Genomic DNA, 21,521 nt, shown 5'->3' on the forward strand with positions numbered 1-21,521 from the left:
GTGAGCGGGGCCCGGCTCGCCCGCCTGGTGACCGAGGTGACCGCGCCCGTCGTCCTGGTGACCCTGCTGACCGGGATCGTCGGGTGGCACAGCACCGGCGGCGGGGCGCACGGGCTCGCCTGGGGGCTGCTGGCCACCCTCTTCGCCACCGGCCTTCCGCTCGCCTACATCGTCGGCGGGGTCCGGCGCGGCCGGTTCACCGACCACCACGTGGGAGTGCCGGAGCAGCGCCGGCTGCCGCTGCTGTTCGGGCTGGCCTCGTCGGCGGTGGGCTGGGTGCTGCTGGCCGCCTTCGGCGCCCCCCGACCGCTGCTCGCCCTGGTGGCGGCCGGGGTGGTGGGGCTGGTGGTGGCGGTGACGGTGAGCCCCTGGTGGAAGATGTCGATCCACACGGCGGTGGCCGCCGGCGTGGTCGTGGTGCTGGTGCTCACCTTCGGCGTACCGCTGCTGGCCACCGTGCCGCTGCCGGCGCTGGTCGGCTGGTCCCGGGTCCGGCTGCGCGACCACACGGTGCCCCAGGTGGTGGCCGGCGGCGTGGTCGGCGGGCTGGTCGCCGGGGCGGTCTACGCCGCGTTCGGCTGACCGCCCCGGGCGGTCAGGCGCCCTCGTCGGCGAGGCGGTGCCGGTTCGCCTCGATCCAGGCGTCCAGGGCGGCCGGGTCGTCCGGGTCCACCCCGTCGGCCATCAGCTGCGCGACGGCGGCGGTGGCCGGGCTGCGCCGTTCACCGGTCGAGTAGAGCCGGGCGAACTCCGGCACCATCTCCTCGATCGCCGTGTCGGTCTGCGTCGTCGCCCGCTCCGGCAGCCCCCGCTGCCGGGCCGCGTGACCGGCCCAGGCGCGCAGCACCCGGGGGAGCATGGCGGCGTCGTCCATGTCCAGCACCGCCCGGCGGTGCACCCAGTCGAGCAGGAACAGCCCGGCGACGGCCGGGCTCCACCGCATCGGGTCGGCGTCCGGAAAGCTCGCCGCGTGGTCCAGCAGCAGGCTCAGGCAGAAGTGCAGCGAGGCCAGCTCGTCGCCGTCCACGGTGTGCAGGCCGAACCGGGCGGCGTCCGGGCCGGCGAGGAACCGCCGGACCAGCTCGGTACGCATCCCGGCCGGCAGCGGGTCGAGCGGCGGTTCCGGCGTCGCCGACCCGGCGGGCCGGGCGGGCAGCAGGGCCAGCCGGGCACCCACCAGCGCCCGGTCGGTGGCGAGGGAACCCTCGGCGGGCAGGTCACCCAGGTCGTCGGTGACTGTGAGGTGCCGGGTCACCTCGTCGCGCATCCGGGCCGGGTCCTCCGCCCGGAACCAGGTCAGCTCGTCGCTGGCGCACATCTGCCGGACCTGCTCCAGGATCGGCGCGGCGGGGCTGCCGACGAAGACGTCCTTGGTGATCCCGATGTTGTGGTCGACCAGCGCGACCAGGGCGTGCTCCGGCCCGCCGGCCGCCTCGTCGTACGCGAAGGTGGCCAGGTACGAGGTCTGGTCGCCGTACACGTCGCCGTAGGCCCAGGTGCCGGTGAGGTGGACCCGCCCGAGCTGGCCGGCCCAGGCCGGCGCGGTCGAGCCGGGGCGGATCCGGCCCGCCCCGGTGGCGTCGGGCACCAGCGCGGCGAAGACGGAGCGGATGGTGAGGGCGGCGGCGGTCCGCCGCCGTGAGGTGGCCGCCAGGAACCCGGTCACGAACTCCCGGACGGCGGTGTTCCGGTCTGTCTCGGCGATCGCGTAGACGCTGCCCAGCAGGGCGGTGCCGAGCATCTCGGCGTCGAGGGCACAGTCCAGCCTGGTCACGTCGCGGGCGGCGTGCAGCACCGCGTCGTAGGGGGTGTGTGGCGTGGCCATGGTCCGACCCTACGCCGCCGCACGCCCGGTGACATCCACCACGATTCCGTCCGGCCCGGCTGTGCCCGTCCGCCGTGCCCCGGCCGTGGTGGCGACCGGCTGGGCCGTCCGGGTGGCGGTCTCAGTCGCGGGTGGCGGCCCGCAGGGCCGTGCCCGCCTCGGCGTACGCGCCCAGCACGGTGCGGACCGGGGCGACCACGTACTCCTCGCCGATCCCGGCGACCGCGTCGGCCAGCCGTCGTTCGGCCTGCCGTCGGGCCCGGTCGGCGGCCCAGCGGATCACCGGCCGGGTCACCGCCGCCAGGAGCAGCCCGGCGAGCAGCCCGCCCAGCAACAGCACGGTCGGCAGCGGCACCCGGCCCACCTGCGGGCCGTCCAGGGGCGGCAGGCCGAGCGCCCGCAGGCCGTACCCGAGGACCAGCCAGCCCAGCCCGGCCACCGCCGCGACGGTGACCAGCCACTGGAGGGCACCGACCAACCGCCACCAGAGCGGGCGGCCGGTCACCCCCAGGTCGGTACCGGCGACCGCGCGGTCCAGCGCGTCCGGCAGGTCCACCAGCCGCGACCGGGCGGCCGTGGTGACCGCGGTCGGCCAGGCGGCCGGCAGGCCCGCGGCGGACCGGTCGGCCACCGCCCGGACGGCCAGCCCCAGCGCCGACCGCTGGGCGGCGGTCGGGTCCGGCAGCGAGGTGGCGGCGAGCGGCTTCCGTCCGGCGTCGGGTGGCGGCAGGGCCGACCCGCTGTCGGCGCCCGCCCCGTCCGGCCCAGCCAGGTGCAGCCGGCGCAGCGGGTCGGGGCGCAGCCGTCGCCAGCCCCGGACCAGCGGCCAGCCGGTCGCCGCCCCCGCCCGGTGCCGGTACGCCTGCCCGACCGCGTCGGCCACCGCCGGCACCCCGGCGGTCTCCGCCAGCGCGCCGGTCAGCGACCGGACCGTGGCGTCGTCCGGGCCGCTCCGGGGGGTGTCCGGGCCGACGAGTTCGGCCAGCCCGGCGACCACGCTGTCGGCGTCCCCGGCGAGCCGGCGCAGGACCGCCTGCCGTTCGGCGACCGTCCGCTCCAGCGCCTCGCGCAGCTCGCCCATCCCGCTCGGGTCGAGCGCGGCGGTGGCCAGCAGCGGCACCCCGCCCAGCCCGTCGTCGTCGAGGAGCCGGCGCAGGTCGTCGAGGACCCGGGGCAGCTCGGCGGGGGCCAGCCGGTCGGCCTGGTTGAGCACCACCAGGGTGACGTCCTTGTGCCGGTGGAACTCGCGCAGGTAGTTGCTGTGGATCAGCCGGTCGGCGTACTTCTGCGGGTCGACCACCCAGACCACCAGGTCGACCAGGCCGAGGAGGCGGTCCACCTCCAACTGGTGCGACCGCTGCACCGAGTCGAAGTCGGGCAGGTCGAGCAGGACCAGGCCACGCAGGGCGGACTCGTCGTCACCGTCCAGCGCGCTCTCCCGGACGAACCGGTGCCGGGGCAGCACACCCACCCAGTCGAGCAGCCGGTTGGCGCCGTCCAGCGGCCCCCAGACGCAGGCGTGCGCGACGCCGGTGGTGGGCCGGCGGACCCCGACCGGGGAGAGGTCCATCCGGGCGAGGGCGTTGAACAGGCTCGACTTGCCGCTGCCGGTGGCGCCGGCCAGGGCGACCACGGTGTGGTCCCGGGACAGCGCCAGCCGGGCGCCGGCCCGCTCGACCAGGGTGTGCGCCGGGACGAGTTGGGTGTCCGGCAGGTGGCCGTCGACCACCTGGAGGAAGCGGCGTACCGCGTCCAGCCGGGCGACCAGGTCGTCGGCGTCGACCCGCTGGTCGCCCCGGAACGCCTGGCGTACCCGATCCACCAGGCCCGTCACGGTGCCGGCCTCACGGACGCGCGGTCGGCGGGCCCGTGCCACCCGGGCCTGCTGGCTGTGCTCAACGGACTCCACCTTCGTTCGTCGCCGGGGTCAGGGCCGACCCGGGCGTCTCGGTCAGCCCGCTGTGCTGGCGGCTGACCTCCACCCAGGCGGCGGCCCCGCGCAGCTCCGCGGCGGTGGCCGCGTCGGGTCGGGCCTGCCCGGTCCGGGCGAGGTAGCGGGCGGCCTCCTCGTCGAGCAGGGTACGGACCCGCTTGAGCAGGTCGGCCCGCGCCTTGCTGGCGAGGGTACGGACCGCCTGGTCGCCGAAGATCGCCTGAAGCACCGCCTGGGCGGCGACCGTGGTGCCGGCGCCGGTGGCGACCTCGGCCCCAGTCGGGATGAAGGCCGTCGAGGCGAAGACCGCGATCATCACCGCCAGCCCGGTGGCGTTCACCGCGTACGCGGCCGTCCGGGCCACGAACCGCTTGTCGCCGCCCTCGGTGCGGACCAGTTCCAGCACCGCCCGCTGCCAGTCCCGGACCAGCCGTTCGGCGCGTTCGGGCAGGTCGTCGGAGGGGTGGGCGAGCCCGTCCGTGAGCAGTTCGGCCCCGGCCGGGTGCGCCTTCCACCCGGTGTACGCGTTCTCGGCGGCCTCGGCGGCCACCCCACGCAGCAGCGTGACCAACTGCGACTCGATGGCGGTCCGCAGCTCGGCGGCGGGGGCCGGTCGACCGGTGACCATCGCCACCAACCGGTCCCGCAGCCGGCCGATCCGGGCCTCCAGTGAGCGGAGGAACTCCCCGGTGCCGACGAACTCCTGCCAGCGGGCCAGTACCTCACCCCGGAGCAGCCGACCGTCCCGCAGCCCCTGCTCGACGGTGCGGTGGGCGCCCCGGTACGCCGCCCGGACCCGCTCGTCCAGCGCGTCGGCGGCGGCGCTCTGCTCGTCGGCGGCGGCGGCCAGCGCCTCGACGGTCGGCAGCAGCGCGGCCAGCGCCCCGTCCAGGGTCTGCCGGATCACCGCCGACCGGGCGTCGGCGTCGGCGGCGAGCTGGTGGAACCAGGTGGCCAGGGGTGCGGTGGCCCAGTCCGGCAGCAGGCCCTGCCCGTCGACCTGGGTCTCCGGCAGCACGAACAGCGGCGCGGCGCCGAGGTCCTGCTCGGCGAGCATCTCCGCCAGGTGGGCGGCGACCTCGTCGGTCGCCTCCGGCGGCACCCGGTCGAGCACCATGGCGATCACCGTGCCCCGCCCCCGGGCGGTCCGCAGCAGCTCCCAGGGGACCGCGTCGGCGTACCGGGCGGCGGTGGTGACGAAGAGCCAGAGGTCGGCCGCGGAGAGGAGCTGACCGGCCAGGGCCCGGTTGGCGTCGACCACCGAGTCGATGTCCGGGGCGTCGAGGAAGGCCAGCCCGGGGGGCAGGGCCGGGGCGTTGACCAGTTGCAGCGTGCCCGGGTCCTCGCTGGGCTCGGTGGTGCGGGTCAGGCCGGGCAGCAGGTCGCCCTGGCGGAACCAGGCCGCGTCGGCGGGGTTGCAGACCAGCACCGGCGAGCGGGTGGTCGGGCGGAGCACGCCGGCCGCGCTCACCCGGGCCTGGACGAGGCTGTTGACCAGGGTCGACTTGCCGGCGCCGGTGGACCCGCCGACGACCACGAGCAGCGGGGCGTCGAGTTGGGCGAGCCGGGGCAGCAGGTAGTCGTCGAGTTGGTCGGTGAGGGCGGCGGTGGTCCGCCGGGCCGGCTCCGCGGTGGGAAGCTCCAGGGGGAAACGGGCGGCCCCGAGCACGGCCCGCAGGCCGGCGAGCGCGGGCGGCAGGCCGTCCTCCGTCGGGGCGGGAGCGGCCGGCGCGGCCGGGGCGGGCGGGGGCGGCACGGCGTCCTCACCAGGGGCGGTCGGATCCGGCCCGCCATCCGGTTGCCCCGTGCGGGCCACGACGGTGGGCACGCCGGACGGGGTGGCGGAATCGCCGTGCGGGATCACCGCTAAAGCGTGCCCGACCGACGCAACAGAAGACAACCGGCAGCAGATCACCAACAGGTTGCGTCGGGTCGGCTCAACCTGGATTTGACGATCGGCGGTGGCGTGGCACTATTGAGTCACAGTCACTCAACTTGTGGTGGGTGCGCTCCGGGCGGTGCCCGTCACCCGGTCCAACGGTAAGAAGCGAGGAAGCGAAGATGGCACGTGCGGTCGGTATCGACCTCGGCACGACGAACTCCTGCGTCAGCGTTCTCGAGGGCGGTGAGCCCACCGTCATCGCCAACGCTGAGGGCTCGCGGACGACCCCGTCGATCGTCGCGTTCGCCCGCAACGGTGAGGTTCTCGTCGGCGAGGTCGCCAAGCGCCAGGCGGTGACCAACCCGGACCGGACGATCCGGTCGGTCAAGCGGGAGATCGGCACCAACTGGACCGTCGACATCGACGGCAAGAAGTACACCCCCCAGGAGATCTCGGCGCGGACGCTGATGAAGCTCAAGCGGGACGCCGAGGCGTACCTGGGCGAGCAGATCACCGACGCGGTGATCACCGTCCCCGCCTACTTCAACGACGGCCAGCGTCAGAGCACCAAGGAGGCCGGCGAGATCGCCGGCTTCAACGTGCTGCGGATCGTCAACGAGCCGACCGCCGCCGCCCTGGCGTACGGGCTGGACAAGGGCTCCAAGGAGCAGACCGTCCTGGTCTTCGACCTGGGCGGCGGCACCTTCGACGTCTCCCTGCTGGAGCTGGCGGAGGGGGTCATCGAGGTCAAGTCGACCAGCGGTGACAACAACCTCGGTGGCGACGACTGGGACCAGCGGATCATCGACCACCTGGTCAAGACTTTCCGGGGCGAGCACGGCATCGACCTGGGCCAGGACAAGATGGCGCTCCAGCGGCTCCGGGAGGCCGCCGAGAAGGCCAAGATCGAGCTGTCCGCCGCCACCACCACCAACATCAACCTGCCGTACATCACCGCCGGGTCGGCCGGCCCGCTGCACCTGGACGTGACCCTCAGCCGGGCCGAGTTCCAGCGGATGACGCAGGACCTGCTGGACCGCTGCAAGGGCCCGTTCGAGCAGGCCATCAAGGACGCCGGCATCAAGCTGGCCGCGGTCGACCACGTCATCCTGGTCGGCGGCTCGACGCGGATGCCGGCCGTCACCGAGCTGGTCAAGCAGCTCACCGGCAAGGAGCCCAACAAGGGCGTCAACCCGGACGAGGTCGTCGCCGTCGGCGCCGCCCTCCAGGCCGGTGTGCTCAAGGGCGAGGTCAAGGACGTCCTGCTGCTCGACGTGACCCCGCTGAGCCTGGGCATCGAGACCAAGGGCGGCATCTTCACCAAGCTGATCGAGCGCAACACCACCATCCCGACCAAGCGCTCCGAGGTCTTCAGCACCGCCGACGACAACCAGCCGTCCGTGCTGATCCAGGTCTTCCAGGGCGAGCGGGACATCGCGGCGTACAACAAGAAGCTCGGCACCTTCGAGCTGACCGGTCTCCCCCCGGCGCCGCGCGGCGTGCCGCAGATCGAGGTCACCTTCGACATCGACGCCAACGGCATCGTCAACGTCCACGCCAAGGACCTGGGCACCGGCAAGGAACAGAAGATGACGATCACCGGCGGCTCCTCGCTGCCGAAGGACGACATCGAGCGGATGCGCCGGGACGCCGAGGAGCACGCGGAGGAGGACAAGCGCCGCCGCGAGGAGGCCGAGACCCGCAACGTGGCCGAGGCGCTCCAGTGGCAGACCGAGAAGTTCCTCGCCGAGAGCGGCGACAAGCTCCCCTCGGAGAACCGCGACCAGCTCAACGAGGCGCTCGGCGAGCTGCGTGGCGCGCTCGGCGGCACCGACATCGAGAAGATCAAGTCGGCGCACGAGCGGCTGGCGCAGGTCTCCCAGCAGGCCGGCTCCCTGCTCTACGCGCAGCAGGCCGAGCAGCCCCAGCCGGGGGCGGGCGCCGCGGGTGCCGACACCGGCGCGACCGGTGGCACCAAGCCGGCCGGTGGCCCGGACGACGTGGTCGACGCGGAGATCGTGGACGAGGACAAGGACAAGAAGTGACGGTCCGTCCCCGACACGTCCGTAGCGCAGAGGGATCGAGGTACCCCGTATGACGGAGAAGCCACGAGCCGTCGACCCGGAGGACACCGGGTCGACGCCGGGTGGCTCCGCGCCCGGCCGGCACACCGCCGAGGACGGGCCGCCGGCCGCCACCCAGGACGACGGCAAGGTCAACGAGCCCGGTGAGCCGGCGGCGACCGACGCGGGCGCCGACACCCCGGCGGAGGGGCTCGTCGAGGAGGCCGAGGTCGTCGTCGACGAGATCGAGGTCGAGACGGCCCCGGCCGGCCCGCCGGTGGTGGACGCACCGGCGGAGCCGGTCGCCGAGAAGACCGAGCCGGCCGGGAAGGCGGAGCCCGCCGCGCCGCTCGGTGCCGAGTTGTCGGCGCTGCGCGCCGATCTCGACGAGCGGACCCGGGACCTGCAGCGGGTGACGGCGGAGTACGCCAACTACCGCAAGCGGGTGGACCGGGACCGGGGCGTGGTGCAGGAGCAGGCCACCGGCTCGGTGCTTGCCGCGCTGCTGCCGATCCTGGACGACCTGGACCGGGCCCGGGAACACGGTGACCTGGTCGGGCCGTTCGGCTCGGTGGCGGAGCAGCTCACCACGGCGCTCGGCAAGTTCGGGCTCACCCCGTTCGGCGAGCAGGGTGACCCGTTCGACCCGACCCGGCACGAGGCGGTGGCGCACCAGACCTCCGCCGAGGTGACCGAGCCGACCTGCATCCAGGTCATGCGCCGGGGCTATCTGCTCAGTGAGCGGCTGCTGCGGCCGGCGCTCGTCGCGGTCGCGGACCCGGAGTAGTGCGAACCAGTGGCCGGGTCGCCCCGCCCGTCGTCGACCGACGGGCGGGGCGACCGGGTCGCGTCTGGCAGGGGGTGGACCGGTGAGTTCCAAGGACTGGATCGAGAAGGACTTCTACGCTGCGCTCGGTGTGGACAAGTCCGCCTCCTCCGACGAGATCAAGAAGGCGTACCGGAAGCTGGCCCGGGAGTCGCACCCGGACCACAACCCGGGTGACCCGAAGGCCGAGGAGCGGTTCAAGGCCGTCTCCGAGGCGTACAACGTGCTCTCCGACGACACCCGACGCCGGGAGTACGACGAGATGCGCTCGCTCTTCGGCTCGGGCGCGTTCCGGCGCGGGGCCCGCGCCGGGCAGGGCGGCGGGATGCCGTTCGACGTCTCCGACCTGTTCGGCGGCGCGGGCGGCGGCGACCGGCGCTTCGGCGGCGGTGGCGGCGGGGCCGGCTTCTCCGACCTGTTCAGTTCGATCTTCTCCGGCGGCGGTGGCGGGGGCGCGGCCCGACCGGCCGGTCCGGGCCGGGGCCGCGACGTCGAGGCCGAGGTCGCCCTGGACTTCGCCGACGCGGTACGCGGGGTGACCATCCCGCTGACGCTGCGCGCGCCCGGGGTCTGCGACACCTGCGGCGGCAACGGGGCCAAGCCCGGCACCCAGCCCCGGACCTGTCAGGTGTGCCACGGCGCCGGGGTGACCACCCGGAACCAGGGGGCGTTCGCCTTCTCCGAGCCGTGCCGCACCTGCCAGGGCGTGGGCACGGTGGTCGACGAGAAGTGCCCGGAGTGCCGGGGTACCGGCGGGGTGACGAAGACCCGGACGCTGAACGTCCGCTTCCCGGCCGGCGTCGCCGACGGGCAGCGGATCCGGCTGGCGGGGCGGGGTGAACCCGGCGAGCGGGGTGGCCCGCCCGGCGACCTCTTCGTGCAGGTGAAGGTCCGCCCGGACGAGCTGTTCGGGCGTACCGGGGACGACCTGACGCTGAGCGTCCCGATCACCTTCGCCGAGGCGGCGCTGGGGACGGACCTGCGGGTGCCGACCCTGGACGGGGCGGTGACCCTGCGGGTGCCGGCGGGTACCCCGAGCGGGCGGGTGCTGCGGGCCCGGGGCAAGGGCGTCGCCCGTCGGGACGGGCAGGTCGGCGACCTGTTGGTCACGCTGGACGTGGTGGTGCCGGCGACGCTCTCGGACACCGCGCGCGAGGCGCTGCGGACGTTCGCCGAGGAGACCCCGCCGGCCAGTCGGGAACATCTCGACGCCCGGGTACGTCGCTTCGGGTGACCGGTGGAGTTCATGCGGAGGTGAGCGGTGATGTCGGACGAGTTCGCCGGTTCGGGTGACCCTGCCTACGAGGCCAAGGTACTGATGATCTCGGTCGCGGCGCGGATGGCGGGGATGCACCCCCAGACGCTGCGCCAGTACGACCGGCTGGGCCTGGTCCAGGCGGGCCGGGCCGCCGGCGGCGGGCGGCGGTACAGCGTCCGGGACGTGGTGCTGCTGCGCGAGGTGCAGCGGCTCAGCCAGGACGACGGGGTGAACCTGGCCGGGATCAAGCGGATCATCGGCCTGGAGCAGTTGCTGGAGCAGGCGCAGCAGCGGGTGGCCCGGTTGGAGGCGGAGTTGGAGGCCGCGTACCGCCGGGTGGCCGAGCTGGAGTCGCTGACCCCCTTCCCCGGCAGCGACCTGGTCCGCTCCACCCGGACCTCCACCGCCCTGGTGGTCTGGCGCCCCCGGCGCAACCCCGAACGCTGAGCCGTGGGTCCGCCGGTTCTCCAGCGCGACCCGGGTCGGCCCGACTAGGCTGTGAATCACACGTTATCCGCCCAATCCGGGCTGCCGAGCTGGCGAGGGGGAGCGATGGCTGAACCGGCCGGCACCGCCGCAGAACCGACCCGCACGGCAACCGGACCAGGCAACAAACCAGCGGTACCAGCGGCGAAGCCGGCGGCACCGGCGGCCACGTCGGTGGGATCGGCGGGGCAGCCGCCGACGCCAGCGGGGAAGTCGGCGGCGCCGGGGTCACCGGCGGCGAAGCCGGGGGAACCGGCGGTCAGGTCGGCGGAAGCGGGCGGGAAGGCGGCGTCCGGACCGGTCCAGCATCCGTCGGAGCCGGCCCGGAAGGTGGCGCAGGCGGCGGAGGAGCGGTTCGACAAGGTCGCCGAGACGGTCCGGCGGAAGTTCGCCGAGATCATCCAGGGCCGGTTCACCGACCAGGTCGACAAGGGCCTCGACCAGGGCCGGGCCGACACCCGGCCCCGGGCGCAGCAGCCCGCCGACCGACCCCGGACGAACACCCGACCGCAGGTTGACACCGGTGCCAACCGGCGGGCCGACCGGGCCGCCAACCGGCCCCGGGCCGACCGGGGCGGGGACCGGAACCGGGCGGACGTCGCGCCCGAACGGCGGGGACAGCCGGGCGGCTGACCGCCGACCAGGGACCGCGAGCGGGCCGGGAACCACGGGGGGTTCCGGCCCGCTCGCCGTGTCCGCTCAGTCGAGCCGGCGGTTCTCCCGGTCAGTCGAGCCGGCGATTCTCCCGGACGAGGCCGCCCTCGCACCAGTCCCGGTAGACGAAGAGTTCCGGCCGGGCCAGCAGCACCCGGGCGTTGTGTGCCCAGGTACGCATCACCTCGTCGCCACCGCGTTCGGCCTGGTCGACCAGCTTGCGGAAGCGTCGTCGCGGGTGCGCCCGGAACTTCGTCCGGATGCCGTCGGCGGCGTAGATGTAGAGGCAGTGCAGGGCGAACCGCCGCGCCGGGCAGGACCGGTCCATCGCCAGGTCGAAGAGCGTCATCACCAGCCGGTCCCCGGCGACCAGCAGGTCCCAGTCCGGCGGCATCGAGGTCAACGGCACCGAGTCGGGTTGGTACGCCCACGCCCGCAGCTCCGCCGGGGAGGGGTCGACGGGGTTGGCGAAGCCGGGGAAGGTCGATTCCTGCACGCTCAACGGCCCGACCTCCCGCGTGTCGCCCGCGGCGGCACCGGCCGTCCGCGGACCCTGGCTGCTGGGGCGACACGGTAGCGCGGTACCGATGACCTGCGTAAGCCCCCGGGTGGGAAGAATTCCGAGGCCGTCGGGCCGGCCGGAGCCGACCGTACGGCCGACCCGGCCCGCCCGGTGCCGGTGATCAATCGGACACCGGCGTCGTGACCCGTCGGACCGGGCGTTGTGCTCGGTCGGACCTGGGTGGTGTGCTCAGTCGGGCAGGGGCAGCGGTTCGGGTACCGGGGCCGTCGCCCGCCGTCGCAGCCACTGCTTGAACCAGGGCAGATCGGGCAGGCGGGCCAGCATCGGCCCGGTCACCACCGTGATCAGCACGTACGCGGTGGCGAGCGCCGTGAGCCTCGGCTCCACGGTGCCGGCGGCGACGGCGAGCCCCGCGATGACGATGGAGAACTCCCCCCGGGGCATCAGCGCGAGACCGGCCCGCCACCGACCCGGCTCGCCGATGCCGACCCGCCGGGCGGCGAGGTACCCGGTGAGCAGTTTGGTCCCCATGGTGACCAGGGCCAACACGAGCGCGGGCAGCAGCACCGGCGGCATGTCCCGGGGATCGGTGACCAGCCCGAAGAAGACGAAGAAGACGGCGGCGAAGAGGTCCCGCAGCGGGGAGAGCAGTTCGGTCGCGTGGTGTGCCACCGGCCCGGAGAGCGCGATGCCGACCAGGAACGCCCCGACCGCCGCCGACACCTGCAGCTTCGCCGCCACGCCGGCGACCAGCAGAGTCAGCCCGAGTACGCCGAGCAGCAGCGCCTCCGGGTCGTTGGCCGACAGGGCGGAGGAGATCAGGTTGCCGAACCGGATCGCGACCACCAGGACGACGACCACGGTCAGCACGGCCACCCCGAGGGCGACCCCGCCCCGCAGCAACCCGACGCCGGCCAGCAGCGCCGTGACCAGCGGCAGGTACAGCGCCATCGCCAGGTCCTCGATGACGAGGACCGAGAGGATCACGGGGGTCTCCCGGTTGCCGACCCGGCCCAGGTCGGCGAGCACCTTGGCGACCACACCGGAGGAGGAGACCCAGGTGATGCCGGCCAGGACCGCCGCCGCCAGCCAACCCCAGCCGAGCAGCAGGGCGAACGCGGCCCCGGGCAGGGCGTTGAGCACCGCGTCGAGCAGCCCGGCCGGGGCGGCCGAGCGCAGGTTGCCGACCAGTTCACCGGCCGAGTACTCCAGACCGAGCATGACCAGCAGCAGGATCACGCCGATCTCGGAGCCGACGGCGATGAACTCCTCGCTCGCGCTCAGCGACAGGATGCCGCCGTGACCGAAGGCCAGACCCGCGAGCAGGTACAGGGGGATCGGGGAGAGACCGATCCGGCGGCTGAGCCGCCCGAGCAGGCCGAGACCGAACAGCAGCGCACCGACCTCGATGAGGAGCAGGGTGCTCTCGTGCATCCGCCTCAGCCGTCCGGGTCACCGTCGGCGAAGATGGCGGTCACGCCGTCGAGACCCTTGCGGGTACCGACCACGACCACCACGTCACCGGCCGCGAAGCGGAAGGACGGGTCCGGGGAGGCGATCACCTCGCCGTGGCGCAGGACGGCGACGATGGAGGCGCTGGTCCGGGTACGCGCCTTGGTGTCGCCGAGCCGTTTGTTGACGTACGTCGAGCCGGCCGGGATGGCGATCTGCTCGGTGAGCAGCCCGGCGGCCTGGTCCCGGAGGCCGGACAACTGGCCGAGCATCAGCGACGCGCCGAGGATGTCGGCCAGCGCCTCGGCCTCGTCGTCGGTGAGCGGGATGTCCGCCTGGCAGGCGTCGGGGTCCTCGGGGTCGTACAGGACCAGGTCGCGGCGGCCGTTGCGGTGGGAGACCACCCCGAGCCGGCGGCCGGATTCCGTCATCAGTTCGTGACGCATGCCGATGCCCGGCAGGGCGGTCTGTTCGACACGTACTCGCACCAACCCACGCTACTCCCGCACGCCCCACCCGGCCGCCCCGCGCCCTGCGCCCCCGCCCCGCCCGCCCCCCGCCCTCGCCGGGAGCCGGTACGCCCCGGCTGCCCCGCTGAACCTGTCCGGCGGGCTGATCCCTGTCCGGTGGTGAGAAGGGGAACCTTCTCTACCGTATGCGTTAACAGGGGGCCCTTCCTTCCCTCGGTGTGACGTGGGTCACCGGCTAGAGTTGAGTGGAATACGCTCAACTCTGGTTGCGTACTAGTCAGTGGACACGCCGATCCGGGGGAGCCCATGAACACGGAACGTCTCACCACCAAGAGCCGCGAGAGCATCACCGGCGCCGTCGCCCAGGCCAACCAGCGCGGGCACGCCACCGTCGAACCCTGGCACCTGCTGCTGTCCCTGCTGGACACCGAGGGGTCGACCGCCGCCGGCCTGCTGCGCGCCGTCGGGGCCGACCCGGCCGAGCTGCGCCGGGTCGCCCAGCGGTCGGTCGACGCCCTGCCCGCCGCGCGCGGGTCCAGCATCGCCGAGCCGACCCTGGCCCGGGAGTTCGTCAACGCCATCGGCGCCGCCGAGCAGATCGCCCGGCCGCTCGGCGACGAGTACACCTCCACCGAGCACCTGCTCGCCGGCCTGGCCCGGGTCGGCGGCGCGGTGTCGACCGCGCTGCGCAGGGCCGGGGCCACCGAGGAGACCCTGGTCGCGGCCTTCCCGACGGTACGGGGCGGGGACCGGCGGGTGACCAGCGCCGACCCGGAGCAGACGTACCAGGCCCTGGCGAAGTACGGCGTCGACCTGACCGCCAGCGCCCGGGACGGGAAGATCGACCCGGTGATCGGCCGGGACTCCGAGATCCGCCGGGTCATCCAGGTGCTGTCCCGGCGTACCAAGAACAACCCGGTGCTGATCGGTGAGCCGGGCGTCGGCAAGACCGCCATCGTCGAGGGGCTGGCCCAGCGGATCGTCGCCGGGGACGTCCCCGAGTCGCTGCGGGACAAGAAGCTGGTCTCGCTCGACCTCGGCGCGATGGTGGCCGGCGCGCAGTACCGGGGCCAGTTCGAGGAGCGGCTGAAGTCCGTCCTGGAGGAGATCAAGGGCTCCAACGGCCAGGTGATCACCTTCCTGGACGAGCTGCACACCGTGGTCGGCGCCGGCAAGGGCGAGGGCTCGATGGACGCCGGCAACATGCTCAAGCCGATGCTGGCCCGGGGCGAGCTGCGGATGGTCGGGGCGACCACCCTGGACGAGTACCGCGAGCACATCGAGAAGGACCCGGCGCTGGAGCGCCGCTTCCAGCCGGTGCTGGTCGGGGAGCCGACCATCGAGGACACCATCGGCATCCTGCGTGGCCTCAAGGAGCGGTACGAGGTGCACCACGGCGTCCGGATCACCGACGCCGCGCTGGTCGCCGCCGCCGGCCTCTCCGACCGGTACATCACCGACCGGTTCCTGCCGGACAAGGCGATCGACCTGGTCGACGAGTCCGCGTCCCGGCTCCGGATGGAGATCGACTCCCGGCCGGTCGAGGTGGACGAGATCGAGCGGGCGGTACGCCGGCTGGAGATCGAGGAGATGGCGCTGGCCAAGGAGCCGGACGCGGCCTCGGTCGAGCGGCTGGAGCGGCTGCGCAAGGAACTGGCCGACAAGCGGGAACAGCTCACCGCCCTCTCCGACCGCTGGAAGCTGGAGAAGGACCACATCACCAAGCTCTCCACCGCCAAGGAGGAGCTGGAACGACTCGGCGGCGAGGCCGAGCGGGCCGAGCGCGACGGCGAGCTGGAACGCGCCGCCGAGCTGCGGTACGGCCGGATCCCGGCGCTCAAGGCCGACCTGGCGCGGGCGGAGGAGGAGCTGGCCCGGCTCCAGGCCGACGGGGCGATGCTGAAGGAGGAGGTCGGCGCGGACGACATCGCCGCCGTGGTCGCCTCCTGGACGGGTATCCCGGCCGGCCGCCTGCTGGAGGGCGAGACCGCCAAGCTGCTGCGGATGGAGGAGTCGCTGCGGGCCCGCGTGGTCGGCCAGAGCGAGGCGGTCGGCGCGGTCTCCGACGCGGTGCGCCGGGCCCGTGCCGGAGTCGCCGACCCGGACCGCCCGACCGGCAGCTTCCTCTTCCTCGGCCCGACCGGCGTCGGCAAGACCGAGCTGGCCAAGGCGCTCGCCGAGTTCCTCTTCGACGACGAGCGGGCGATGGTCCGCATCGACATGAGCGAGTACGGCGAGAAGCACTCCGTGGCCCGGCTGGTCGGCGCCCCGCCCGGGTACGTCGGCTACGAGGAGGGCGGCCAGCTCACCGAGGCGGTACGCCGCCGGCCGTACTCGGTGATCCTGCTCGACGAGGTGGAGAAGGCCCACCCGGACGTCTTCGACGTGCTGCTCCAGGTGCTCGACGACGGCCGGCTCACCGACGGCCAGGGCCGTACCGTCGACTTCCGCAACGCGATCCTGATCCTCACCTCGAACCTCGGGTCGGCGGTGATCAGTGACCTGACGCTGGCCGAGGAGCAGCGCCGGGAGGGGGTCCTCGCGGTGGTCCGGTCGCACTTCAAGCCGGAGTTCCTCAACCGCCTCGACGACATCGTGGTCTTCGCCGCGCTCGCCGGGGACGACCTGCGCGACATCGTGGACATCCAGTTGGCACGGCTGCGGGGTCGTCTCGCGGACCGTCGGTTGTCGCTGGACGTCACTGAGACCGCCCGGACGTGGCTCGCCGAGCACGGGTACGACCCGATCTACGGTGCCCGGCCGCTGCGCCGGCTGGTCCAGTCCGCGATCGGCGACAAGCTGGCGAAGGCCCTGCTCGCCGGCCAGATCCGGGACGGCGACACGGTCGCCGTCGACCTGGCCGACAGCAAGGACGGGCTCACCGTCGCCCCGGCCTGACCGGCGACGACCCCGACCACCCCGGTCCGACCGGTGGCGGCCCGGGACCACCGCCACCGTCGCCCCTCACCCGAACGGGTGAGGGGCGACGGCGTTCTCCGGACATGATCGGCATGGACGAAAGCGCCGGTAACCCGGGTTGTCGCCCGTGAGCGGGACAAATGGAGTACGCATACCGTTATGCGGATCCAGCGGCTCGACCATCTCGTGCTCACCGTGGCGGACCTCGACCGGACGGTCGACTTCTACACCCGTGGGCTGGGCATGCAGGCGGAGACCTTCGACGGGGACCGCCGGGCGCTCCGGTTCGGTGGTCAGAAGATCAACCTGCACCAGGCCGGGCACGAGGCCGAGCCGAAGGCGGCCAGCCCCACCCCGGGCAGCGGCGACCTCTGCCTGGTCACCGACCTGCCCCTGACGCAGGTGCAGGAGCACCTGCGTGGCGCGGGGATCGCCGTCGAACTCGGGCCGGTCCGGCGGACCGGGGCGATGGGGCCGATGACCAGCCTCTACGTCCGGGACCCGGACGACAACCTGATCGAGATCGCCTCCTACCGGCAGGCCCCGGCCACCGGCTGAGCCGCCGCCATTCACCGGCTGAGCCACCGCCATTCACCGGCTGAGCCGCCGCCATTCACCGACTGAGCCGCCCCGGTTGCCGTGCCGCCTCGGCTGCCGTGCCGGCCCCGGTCGCCGTGCCGGCACGGTGGCCCGGTGGCATCACCCATCGTCCGGCGGACCGGTTGATGGTGGACGGCCGGGGGAACAATGCGTCCATGGCGCAGCACCGTGGGCGGGACGAGCACCGGGACACGAGCACCGAGGCCGGGGACGTGACGGCCGGGAGCCGGAGCCGGGACGCGCGAGCCGAGGCCCGGGACGTGGCGGACGGGCCACCGGACGCGGTGACCGATCTGGACGCGCCGAACGGTCCGGACGCGCCGAACGGTCCGGACGCGGTGACCGATCCGGAGGTGCCGAACGATCCGGATGCGGCGGCCGGTCTGGACGCGGCGGCCGGGGTGTTGGCCGAGGCGGGGACGCTCGCCTTCGGCGGGGTCGGCCTGGCCGGGGCGGTGCTGCCGGACACCGAGGCGTACCGCCGGCTGGAGCAGGCCCTGCCCAGCCGGGCCGGCGAGGTCCGGGCCAGGCTGGACTGGCTGCTGGCGAACGGCTCGCCGACCGGCCGGGCGTACGCGGCGACCCTGCTGGAGCAGGTCGACCCGGCGGCGGCCCGGATCGCCTGGACCGCGCTGCGGGCCGACGACGCGGTGCTCACCAGCTTCACCGGCTGCCTGCTGGAGCAGGTCACGCTCGGCGAGTACGCCGCCCGCCGGCTCGCGGAAGGCTGATCCGCCGGAAGAGTCGGTCCGCCGGACAGGCTGATCCGTCCGGAGGTCCGGCCGAACGGATCTGCCGGTGTCGAAGCCTCCTGGCTACCGTGCCAACCATGATCGAATCCCCGGTGGAGCCGGCCGAGCCGGCCCGCCCGGCCCGGCCCGCCACGGTGACCGCCGCGTTCTGGGTACAGCTCGCGCTGGTCGCCGTCCTGCTGCTGCTGGTCGGACTGGTCGCCTGGTACGCGGTCCACTGGAACGGGCAGATCGACCGGGCCGTGCGGCTGGTCCCGGACGCCGACCCGGACGAGGTGTCCGGGGAGCGGATCAGTAACGTCGTGACGTCCAGCGCGTTCGCCCTGCCCGCGCTGCTCCTGGCCGTCGTCCTGGCGGCCACCGCGCCCCGGGTCCGCCGGGGCCGCAACGGCGCGCGGATCGCGGTCCTCGTGGCCGGTGGCCTCCAGTTCGTGGCCTGTCTCGGGATGCCCTGCAGCGGGCTGCTCTTCCTGCCGTTCATGCTCGTGGGGCTCGGCGTGGAGGGGGAGGGGCCACCGTTCGACGAGACCGAGTGGACGTCCTCGCGGTTCAGTGACGAGTTGTACGGCCGGGTGGACCCGGCCGACGACGTGTTCTTCGGTCTCGGTGCGGCGGGCTTCGGCCTGCTCCTGCTCCTGACCATCGTGGTCGTGCTGCTGCTGACCCTGCCCCCGGCGGGGCGCTACTTCGGCACCGCGCGGCACGCCGTCGCCCCGGTGCCGTACCCGCTGCCCGGGTACCCCTTCCCCGGTGCCGGGTACGGCCTGCCCACCGCACCCGGCGGGTACCCGTTCCCGTCCGGGTACGGCGCACCGGCCGCCCCCGCCCCGGCGGCCGGCTACGGCCCACCCGGGTACGGCACCGCGCCGCTGGCCGGCGTCACCGTGCCGCCCGGGTACCCGGTGCCGCCGGGGTACCTGATCTGTCCCGACCCGGCGCTGCACCTCGGCCGGCCACCCGCCCCGCCGGCCCCGCCGGCGGAGCCTTCGGTTACTGCCCCGTCGGCCCCGCCAGCGGAGCCCCCGGCCACCGTTGCGGAGGCGGAGCCGCCGGCAGGGGCCGCCGGGGAGCCGCCGCAGTCGACGCCGCGTACCTGAGTTGTCACTCGACAACAGGGCTGTTTCTCCTGGTGGCCCGGGGTTGTTACCGTCACCGCCGGTGCACCTGGGGAGGTGGTCGCAATGAACGGTTCCGTGGCGTACCTGCTGACGGCGGCAGGATGTCTGATCGGTGTGGCCGGTGTGGTCATCGCGATCGTCGCGGTACAACGGTCCAAGCAGAAGCCGAAGGCACAGCAGCGGGCGGGCGGTGACCCGTTCCGGGACCGCGACTCCGACGCGCTGCGCGGCGATCCACGCCGGCTGACCCCCGGCGACATCGTCGAGATCCGGGGCGTCTCGTACGCCGTCCGGGGCTCGATCCAGCTCGTCGAGGGCGGGTGGAGCTGGGCCGAGCACCTGATCGACGACGCGCAGGGCACGAAGCGGTGGATCTCCGTCGAGGAGGATCCCGACCTGGAGCTGGTGCTCTGGGCGGCCGAGCCGGGCGCCACCGTCACCCCCGGCGCGCCGACCATCGACTTCGCCGGTCGCCGGTACTCCTGGGAGGAGACCGGCCAGGCCCGGTACACCGCCGTCGGCACCACCGGGCTGGACCCGAACGGCACCATGCGGTACCACGACTACCGGGGCCCCGGCGGGGCGCGGCTCTCCTTCGAGGCGTTCGGCTCGGCGAACTGGGAGGTCGCCCAGGGCGAGCTGCTGCACCGGGGCGAGGTCATGATCTACCCGCAGGGCCCGGGGAAGGTGGGCTGACCGGTGCTGGTCACGCTCGACACGCCCTACGTGGACACCCGCGCGGCCGACCTCAGTCTCGTCCTCGGTGACGCCGAACGGCCCGCGCTGCACGTGCTCGACCTCGCCCTGCCCGGCCCGGTCGAGCTGCGGCTGCGCCTGCTCGGCGCCTCGCACCAGGTGCTCCTGCGCGCGCCCGGCACCGAGCTGACCGAGACCGTCGCCTGCCTGCCCGGCCGTCCGCCGGAGCTGCCGCCGGTGGCGTACGACGAGACGGCCGGGCACCGGTTCACCGCCTCGGTGCTGCGGCTCGCCCCGGCCGAGCTGACCCACCGGGTGGCCGGGCTGCGGGCGGAACTCGCCGACGACCGGTACGCCCTGGTGGGGGTCTTCGGCGGGGACGTCAACGCGGTGACCGCGCTGCACGTCCGGCCCGACCCGCCGGACGGGGCGGTCGGCTGGCGTACCTGGCACGCGTATCCCCAGACCGGCGAGCTGGTCCTGACCGAGACGGTGGTGACCCTGCGATGACGTACCGGCGCTGGTTCGTGGTGGGCGTGGCCGTCGCGCTGGTGGGCGCGATGATCGCGGCCTTCGCCCTCTTCTACGGCAACTTCTCGCCCCGGGGTTTCGTCGAGGAACGCTACACCCGGGCGGCCACCCGGGACATCGGCCGCGACGCCCTCGCGTACACCTCCAGCCGGCCGCCCAGCCAGGTGGCGAAGGAGGTCACCGACGCCTGGCAGCCAGCCGACCAGTACGTCGACGGCAGCGGCGTCTACCTGCGCTACGACGACGACTCGGTGGTCATCCTGCCGCTCGCCGCCGGCTCGGTGATCCTGCTGGAGCGGATGACCACCGCCTACCCGCGTTACCACTCCACGGTCGGCCGGGGCTGGGGCTGGGGCGGCGGCAGCACCGTCCGGGGCGGCGGCCCCGGCAGCGGCAAGTGAGCCTGTCAAGTACCGAGACGACCCCCTCATCCTGGAGCCCCCTGTGCAGAACCTCCTGAACGACCTGCTGGTCAGCCTCGCCTACGGTGCGGTCGGCATCGTGCTGATGGCCATCGGCTACGTCCTGGTCGACGTGGCCACCCCCGGCCGGCTCAACGAGCTGATCTGGACCCACCGCAACCGCAACGCCGCCGTGCTGCTCGCCTCGAACCTGCTCGGGGTCGGCACCATCGTGGTCGCCGCGATCGTCGCCAGCTCGCACGACGTCGCCATCGGCCTGATCGGGGCCGGCGCGTACGGCGTCCTCGGCCTGGTCATCATGTCGGTGGCGTTCCTGCTGCTGGACGCGGTGACCCCCGGCAAGCTCGGGGAGATCCTGGTCGACCCGGAGCCGCACCCGGCGGTCTGGGTCTCGGCCACCGTCCACCTCGCCACCGGCGCGATCATCGCAGCCGCGATCATCTGATGGCCGCCGGCAAGCGGTCCGGCCAGGCCCGCCGGCCGGCGACCACCCCGGCGCACAGCGGCCTGACGAAGGTGGGGCTGGCCCTGGTGACCGTGCTGCTCGTCGGTGGCTGCGTGGTCGGCATCGTGCGCCGGGACGACGGCTCCACCCTGGTCCCGGCGCCCACCGCCGCCGAGCGGGACGACACGGTGCCGATCCTGGCCCGCGCCGCCGAGCAGCACGGCCTCTGCTACGGCTGGCGGCTCAGCGACAGCTCGACCGAGGTCGTCAGCGTCGGGTCGAACGCCGGCGTCGGGATCGGCGTCGAGGAGAACCCGCAGTGCCCGCGCTGGGTGCAGGTCGAGGCGCGGGTGACCTACACCTCGGCCAGCAGCGAACTCGACGACTCGGCGTTCGTCACGGTGACCACCTCACCGGACCTGGACCGCACCCGGCTGGTCGGGCTCCGGACCCGGCTGGAGCGGTTCGGGCTGACCCGGGAGGTCTTCGTCGACGACCCGGGCTGGGCGGTGACCCGGGCGGCGACCGTGCTGCCCCTGCTGGTCGCCGAGGCCGGCGTGGTGGAGCCGCTGGCGACCACCGCACCCGTACCGGCCGACCAGGTGCCCCCGCTGGCCGCCGCCGGCAGCGACCTGTGGCGGGACCGGTGGGGGCAACTGCTCACCG

The 21,521-nt window shown here is 74.0% G+C and carries 21 protein-coding genes; 15 read left to right on the top strand and 6 right to left on the bottom strand.

Going from position 1 to position 21,521, the window contains the following annotated elements; genetic code table 11:
• A complete protein-coding gene (locus tag AWW66_RS25275; protein WP_067371205.1) occupies nucleotides 1-582 on the top strand; it encodes a phosphatase PAP2 family protein in 582 nt (193 codons plus the stop codon).
• A gap of 13 nt (nucleotides 583-595) precedes the next feature.
• Here AWW66_RS25275 and AWW66_RS25280 read toward each other — a convergent pair whose 3' ends face one another.
• From AWW66_RS25280 to AWW66_RS25290, 3 genes are all read right to left on the bottom strand, one after another.
• Entirely contained in the window at nucleotides 596-1,825 is a 1,230-nt protein-coding gene (locus AWW66_RS25280) for a hypothetical protein (RefSeq protein WP_067371207.1), read from the bottom strand.
• 121 nt (nucleotides 1,826-1,946) lie between these two features.
• Nucleotides 1,947-3,659 carry a GTPase gene (locus AWW66_RS25285; protein ID WP_083978936.1) on the bottom strand — a complete coding sequence of 571 codons (1,713 nt, stop codon included), beginning with the start codon at nucleotides 3,657-3,659 and terminating at the stop codon, nucleotides 1,947-1,949.
• Between the two features lie 61 nt (nucleotides 3,660-3,720).
• Nucleotides 3,721-5,622, bottom strand: coding sequence for an ABC transporter (locus tag AWW66_RS25290; protein ID WP_083978934.1), 1,902 nt, complete (start codon nucleotides 5,620-5,622; stop codon nucleotides 3,721-3,723).
• A gap of 197 nt (nucleotides 5,623-5,819) precedes the next feature.
• Here AWW66_RS25290 and dnaK point away from each other — a divergent pair, with 197 nt between their 5' ends.
• From dnaK to AWW66_RS25315, 5 genes are all read left to right on the top strand, one after another.
• A complete protein-coding gene (dnaK, locus tag AWW66_RS25295) occupies nucleotides 5,820-7,685 on the top strand; it encodes a molecular chaperone DnaK (RefSeq protein ID WP_067371209.1) in 1,866 nt (621 codons plus the stop codon).
• Between the two features lie 49 nt (nucleotides 7,686-7,734).
• Nucleotides 7,735-8,490 carry a nucleotide exchange factor GrpE gene (grpE, locus tag AWW66_RS25300; RefSeq protein ID WP_067371211.1) on the top strand — a complete coding sequence of 252 codons (756 nt, stop codon included), beginning with the start codon at nucleotides 7,735-7,737 and terminating at the stop codon, nucleotides 8,488-8,490.
• Nucleotides 8,491-8,572: 82 nt separating this feature from the next.
• A complete protein-coding gene (gene dnaJ, locus AWW66_RS25305; protein ID WP_067371213.1) occupies nucleotides 8,573-9,763 on the top strand; it encodes a molecular chaperone DnaJ in 1,191 nt (396 codons plus the stop codon).
• 30 nt (nucleotides 9,764-9,793) lie between these two features.
• Nucleotides 9,794-10,234, top strand: a complete 441-nt coding sequence (locus AWW66_RS25310) for a heat shock protein transcriptional repressor HspR (RefSeq protein WP_067371215.1) — start codon at nucleotides 9,794-9,796, stop codon at nucleotides 10,232-10,234.
• A 369-nt stretch (nucleotides 10,235-10,603) separates the two neighbouring features.
• On the top strand, nucleotides 10,604-10,906 hold the full coding sequence (locus tag AWW66_RS25315; protein WP_067371217.1) for a hypothetical protein: 303 nt from the start codon (nucleotides 10,604-10,606) through the stop codon (nucleotides 10,904-10,906).
• Between the two features lie 91 nt (nucleotides 10,907-10,997).
• Here the strand turns inward: AWW66_RS25315 and AWW66_RS25320 are convergent, their stop codons facing one another.
• The 3 genes from AWW66_RS25320 to AWW66_RS25330 all read right to left on the bottom strand — a co-directional run bounded on the left by AWW66_RS25320 (nucleotide 10,998) and on the right by AWW66_RS25330 (nucleotide 13,390).
• On the bottom strand, nucleotides 10,998-11,429 hold the full coding sequence (locus AWW66_RS25320) for a hypothetical protein (RefSeq protein WP_067371219.1): 432 nt from the start codon (nucleotides 11,427-11,429) through the stop codon (nucleotides 10,998-11,000).
• Between the two features lie 249 nt (nucleotides 11,430-11,678).
• Complete coding sequence (locus AWW66_RS25325; protein ID WP_067371221.1) at nucleotides 11,679-12,884, bottom strand: cation:proton antiporter; 1,206 nt, start codon at nucleotides 12,882-12,884, stop codon at nucleotides 11,679-11,681.
• Nucleotides 12,885-12,889: 5 nt separating this feature from the next.
• Complete coding sequence (locus AWW66_RS25330) at nucleotides 12,890-13,390, bottom strand: cation:proton antiporter regulatory subunit (protein ID WP_067371223.1); 501 nt, start codon at nucleotides 13,388-13,390, stop codon at nucleotides 12,890-12,892.
• Between the two features lie 288 nt (nucleotides 13,391-13,678).
• Between AWW66_RS25330 and clpB the strand changes: the two genes are divergently transcribed.
• The 9 genes from clpB to AWW66_RS25375 form a co-directional block, all read left to right on the top strand.
• A complete protein-coding gene (clpB, locus tag AWW66_RS25335) occupies nucleotides 13,679-16,270 on the top strand; it encodes an ATP-dependent chaperone ClpB (RefSeq protein ID WP_067371225.1) in 2,592 nt (863 codons plus the stop codon).
• Between the two features lie 180 nt (nucleotides 16,271-16,450).
• Nucleotides 16,451-16,849: a VOC family protein gene (locus tag AWW66_RS25340; protein ID WP_067371227.1), complete on the top strand. Its 399-nt coding sequence runs from the start codon at nucleotides 16,451-16,453 to the stop codon at nucleotides 16,847-16,849.
• A 197-nt stretch (nucleotides 16,850-17,046) separates the two neighbouring features.
• Nucleotides 17,047-17,622 (top strand): hypothetical protein, encoded by a 576-nt coding sequence (locus AWW66_RS35645; protein ID WP_245648481.1) that lies wholly within the window; start codon nucleotides 17,047-17,049, stop codon nucleotides 17,620-17,622.
• Between the two features lie 98 nt (nucleotides 17,623-17,720).
• Nucleotides 17,721-18,740, top strand: coding sequence for a hypothetical protein (locus AWW66_RS36115; RefSeq protein WP_157527912.1), 1,020 nt, complete (start codon nucleotides 17,721-17,723; stop codon nucleotides 18,738-18,740).
• A gap of 84 nt (nucleotides 18,741-18,824) precedes the next feature.
• Nucleotides 18,825-19,457 carry a DUF4178 domain-containing protein gene (locus AWW66_RS25355; RefSeq protein ID WP_067371230.1) on the top strand — a complete coding sequence of 211 codons (633 nt, stop codon included), beginning with the start codon at nucleotides 18,825-18,827 and terminating at the stop codon, nucleotides 19,455-19,457.
• Nucleotides 19,458-19,460: 3 nt separating this feature from the next.
• Nucleotides 19,461-19,967, top strand: coding sequence for a DUF2617 family protein (locus tag AWW66_RS25360; protein ID WP_067371232.1), 507 nt, complete (start codon nucleotides 19,461-19,463; stop codon nucleotides 19,965-19,967).
• Nucleotides 19,964-20,389 carry a DUF4247 domain-containing protein gene (locus AWW66_RS25365; RefSeq protein WP_067371234.1) on the top strand — a complete coding sequence of 142 codons (426 nt, stop codon included), beginning with the start codon at nucleotides 19,964-19,966 and terminating at the stop codon, nucleotides 20,387-20,389. Before AWW66_RS25360 ends, AWW66_RS25365 begins: the two co-directional genes overlap by 4 nt.
• A 43-nt stretch (nucleotides 20,390-20,432) precedes the next feature.
• Nucleotides 20,433-20,855, top strand: a complete 423-nt coding sequence (locus tag AWW66_RS25370) for a DUF350 domain-containing protein (protein ID WP_067371236.1) — start codon at nucleotides 20,433-20,435, stop codon at nucleotides 20,853-20,855.
• On the top strand, nucleotides 20,855-21,521 hold a 667-nt coding region (locus AWW66_RS25375), incomplete at its 3' end, for a hypothetical protein (protein ID WP_067371238.1). The genes AWW66_RS25370 and AWW66_RS25375, both read left to right, overlap by 1 nt.

Origin of the sequence: Micromonospora rosaria (assembly GCF_001567585.1) — a bacterium.
Taxonomy (GTDB): domain Bacteria; phylum Actinomycetota; class Actinomycetes; order Mycobacteriales; family Micromonosporaceae; genus Micromonospora; species Micromonospora rosaria.

What these genes read in the sequence shown, in the direction of transcription:
- AWW66_RS25280 (WP_067371207.1), bottom strand. Translation starts at nt 1,825, where the DNA reads ATGGCCACGCCACACACCCCCTACGACGCGGTGCTGCACGCCGCCCGC.
- dnaK (WP_067371209.1), top strand. Translation starts at nt 5,820, where the DNA reads ATGGCACGTGCGGTCGGTATCGACCTCGGCACGACGAACTCCTGCGTC.
- AWW66_RS25325 (WP_067371221.1), bottom strand. Translation starts at nt 12,884, where the DNA reads ATGCACGAGAGCACCCTGCTCCTCATCGAGGTCGGTGCGCTGCTGTTC.
- clpB (WP_067371225.1), top strand. Translation starts at nt 13,679, where the DNA reads ATGAACACGGAACGTCTCACCACCAAGAGCCGCGAGAGCATCACCGGC.
- AWW66_RS36115 (WP_157527912.1), top strand. Translation starts at nt 17,721, where the DNA reads ATGATCGAATCCCCGGTGGAGCCGGCCGAGCCGGCCCGCCCGGCCCGG.
- AWW66_RS25310 (WP_067371215.1), top strand. Translation starts at nt 9,794, where the DNA reads ATGTCGGACGAGTTCGCCGGTTCGGGTGACCCTGCCTACGAGGCCAAG.
- AWW66_RS35645 (WP_245648481.1), top strand. Translation starts at nt 17,047, where the DNA reads ATGGCGCAGCACCGTGGGCGGGACGAGCACCGGGACACGAGCACCGAG.
- AWW66_RS25340 (WP_067371227.1), top strand. Translation starts at nt 16,451, where the DNA reads ATGCGGATCCAGCGGCTCGACCATCTCGTGCTCACCGTGGCGGACCTC.
- AWW66_RS25355 (WP_067371230.1), top strand. Translation starts at nt 18,825, where the DNA reads ATGAACGGTTCCGTGGCGTACCTGCTGACGGCGGCAGGATGTCTGATC.
- grpE (WP_067371211.1), top strand. Translation starts at nt 7,735, where the DNA reads ATGACGGAGAAGCCACGAGCCGTCGACCCGGAGGACACCGGGTCGACG.
- AWW66_RS25365 (WP_067371234.1), top strand. Translation starts at nt 19,964, where the DNA reads ATGACGTACCGGCGCTGGTTCGTGGTGGGCGTGGCCGTCGCGCTGGTG.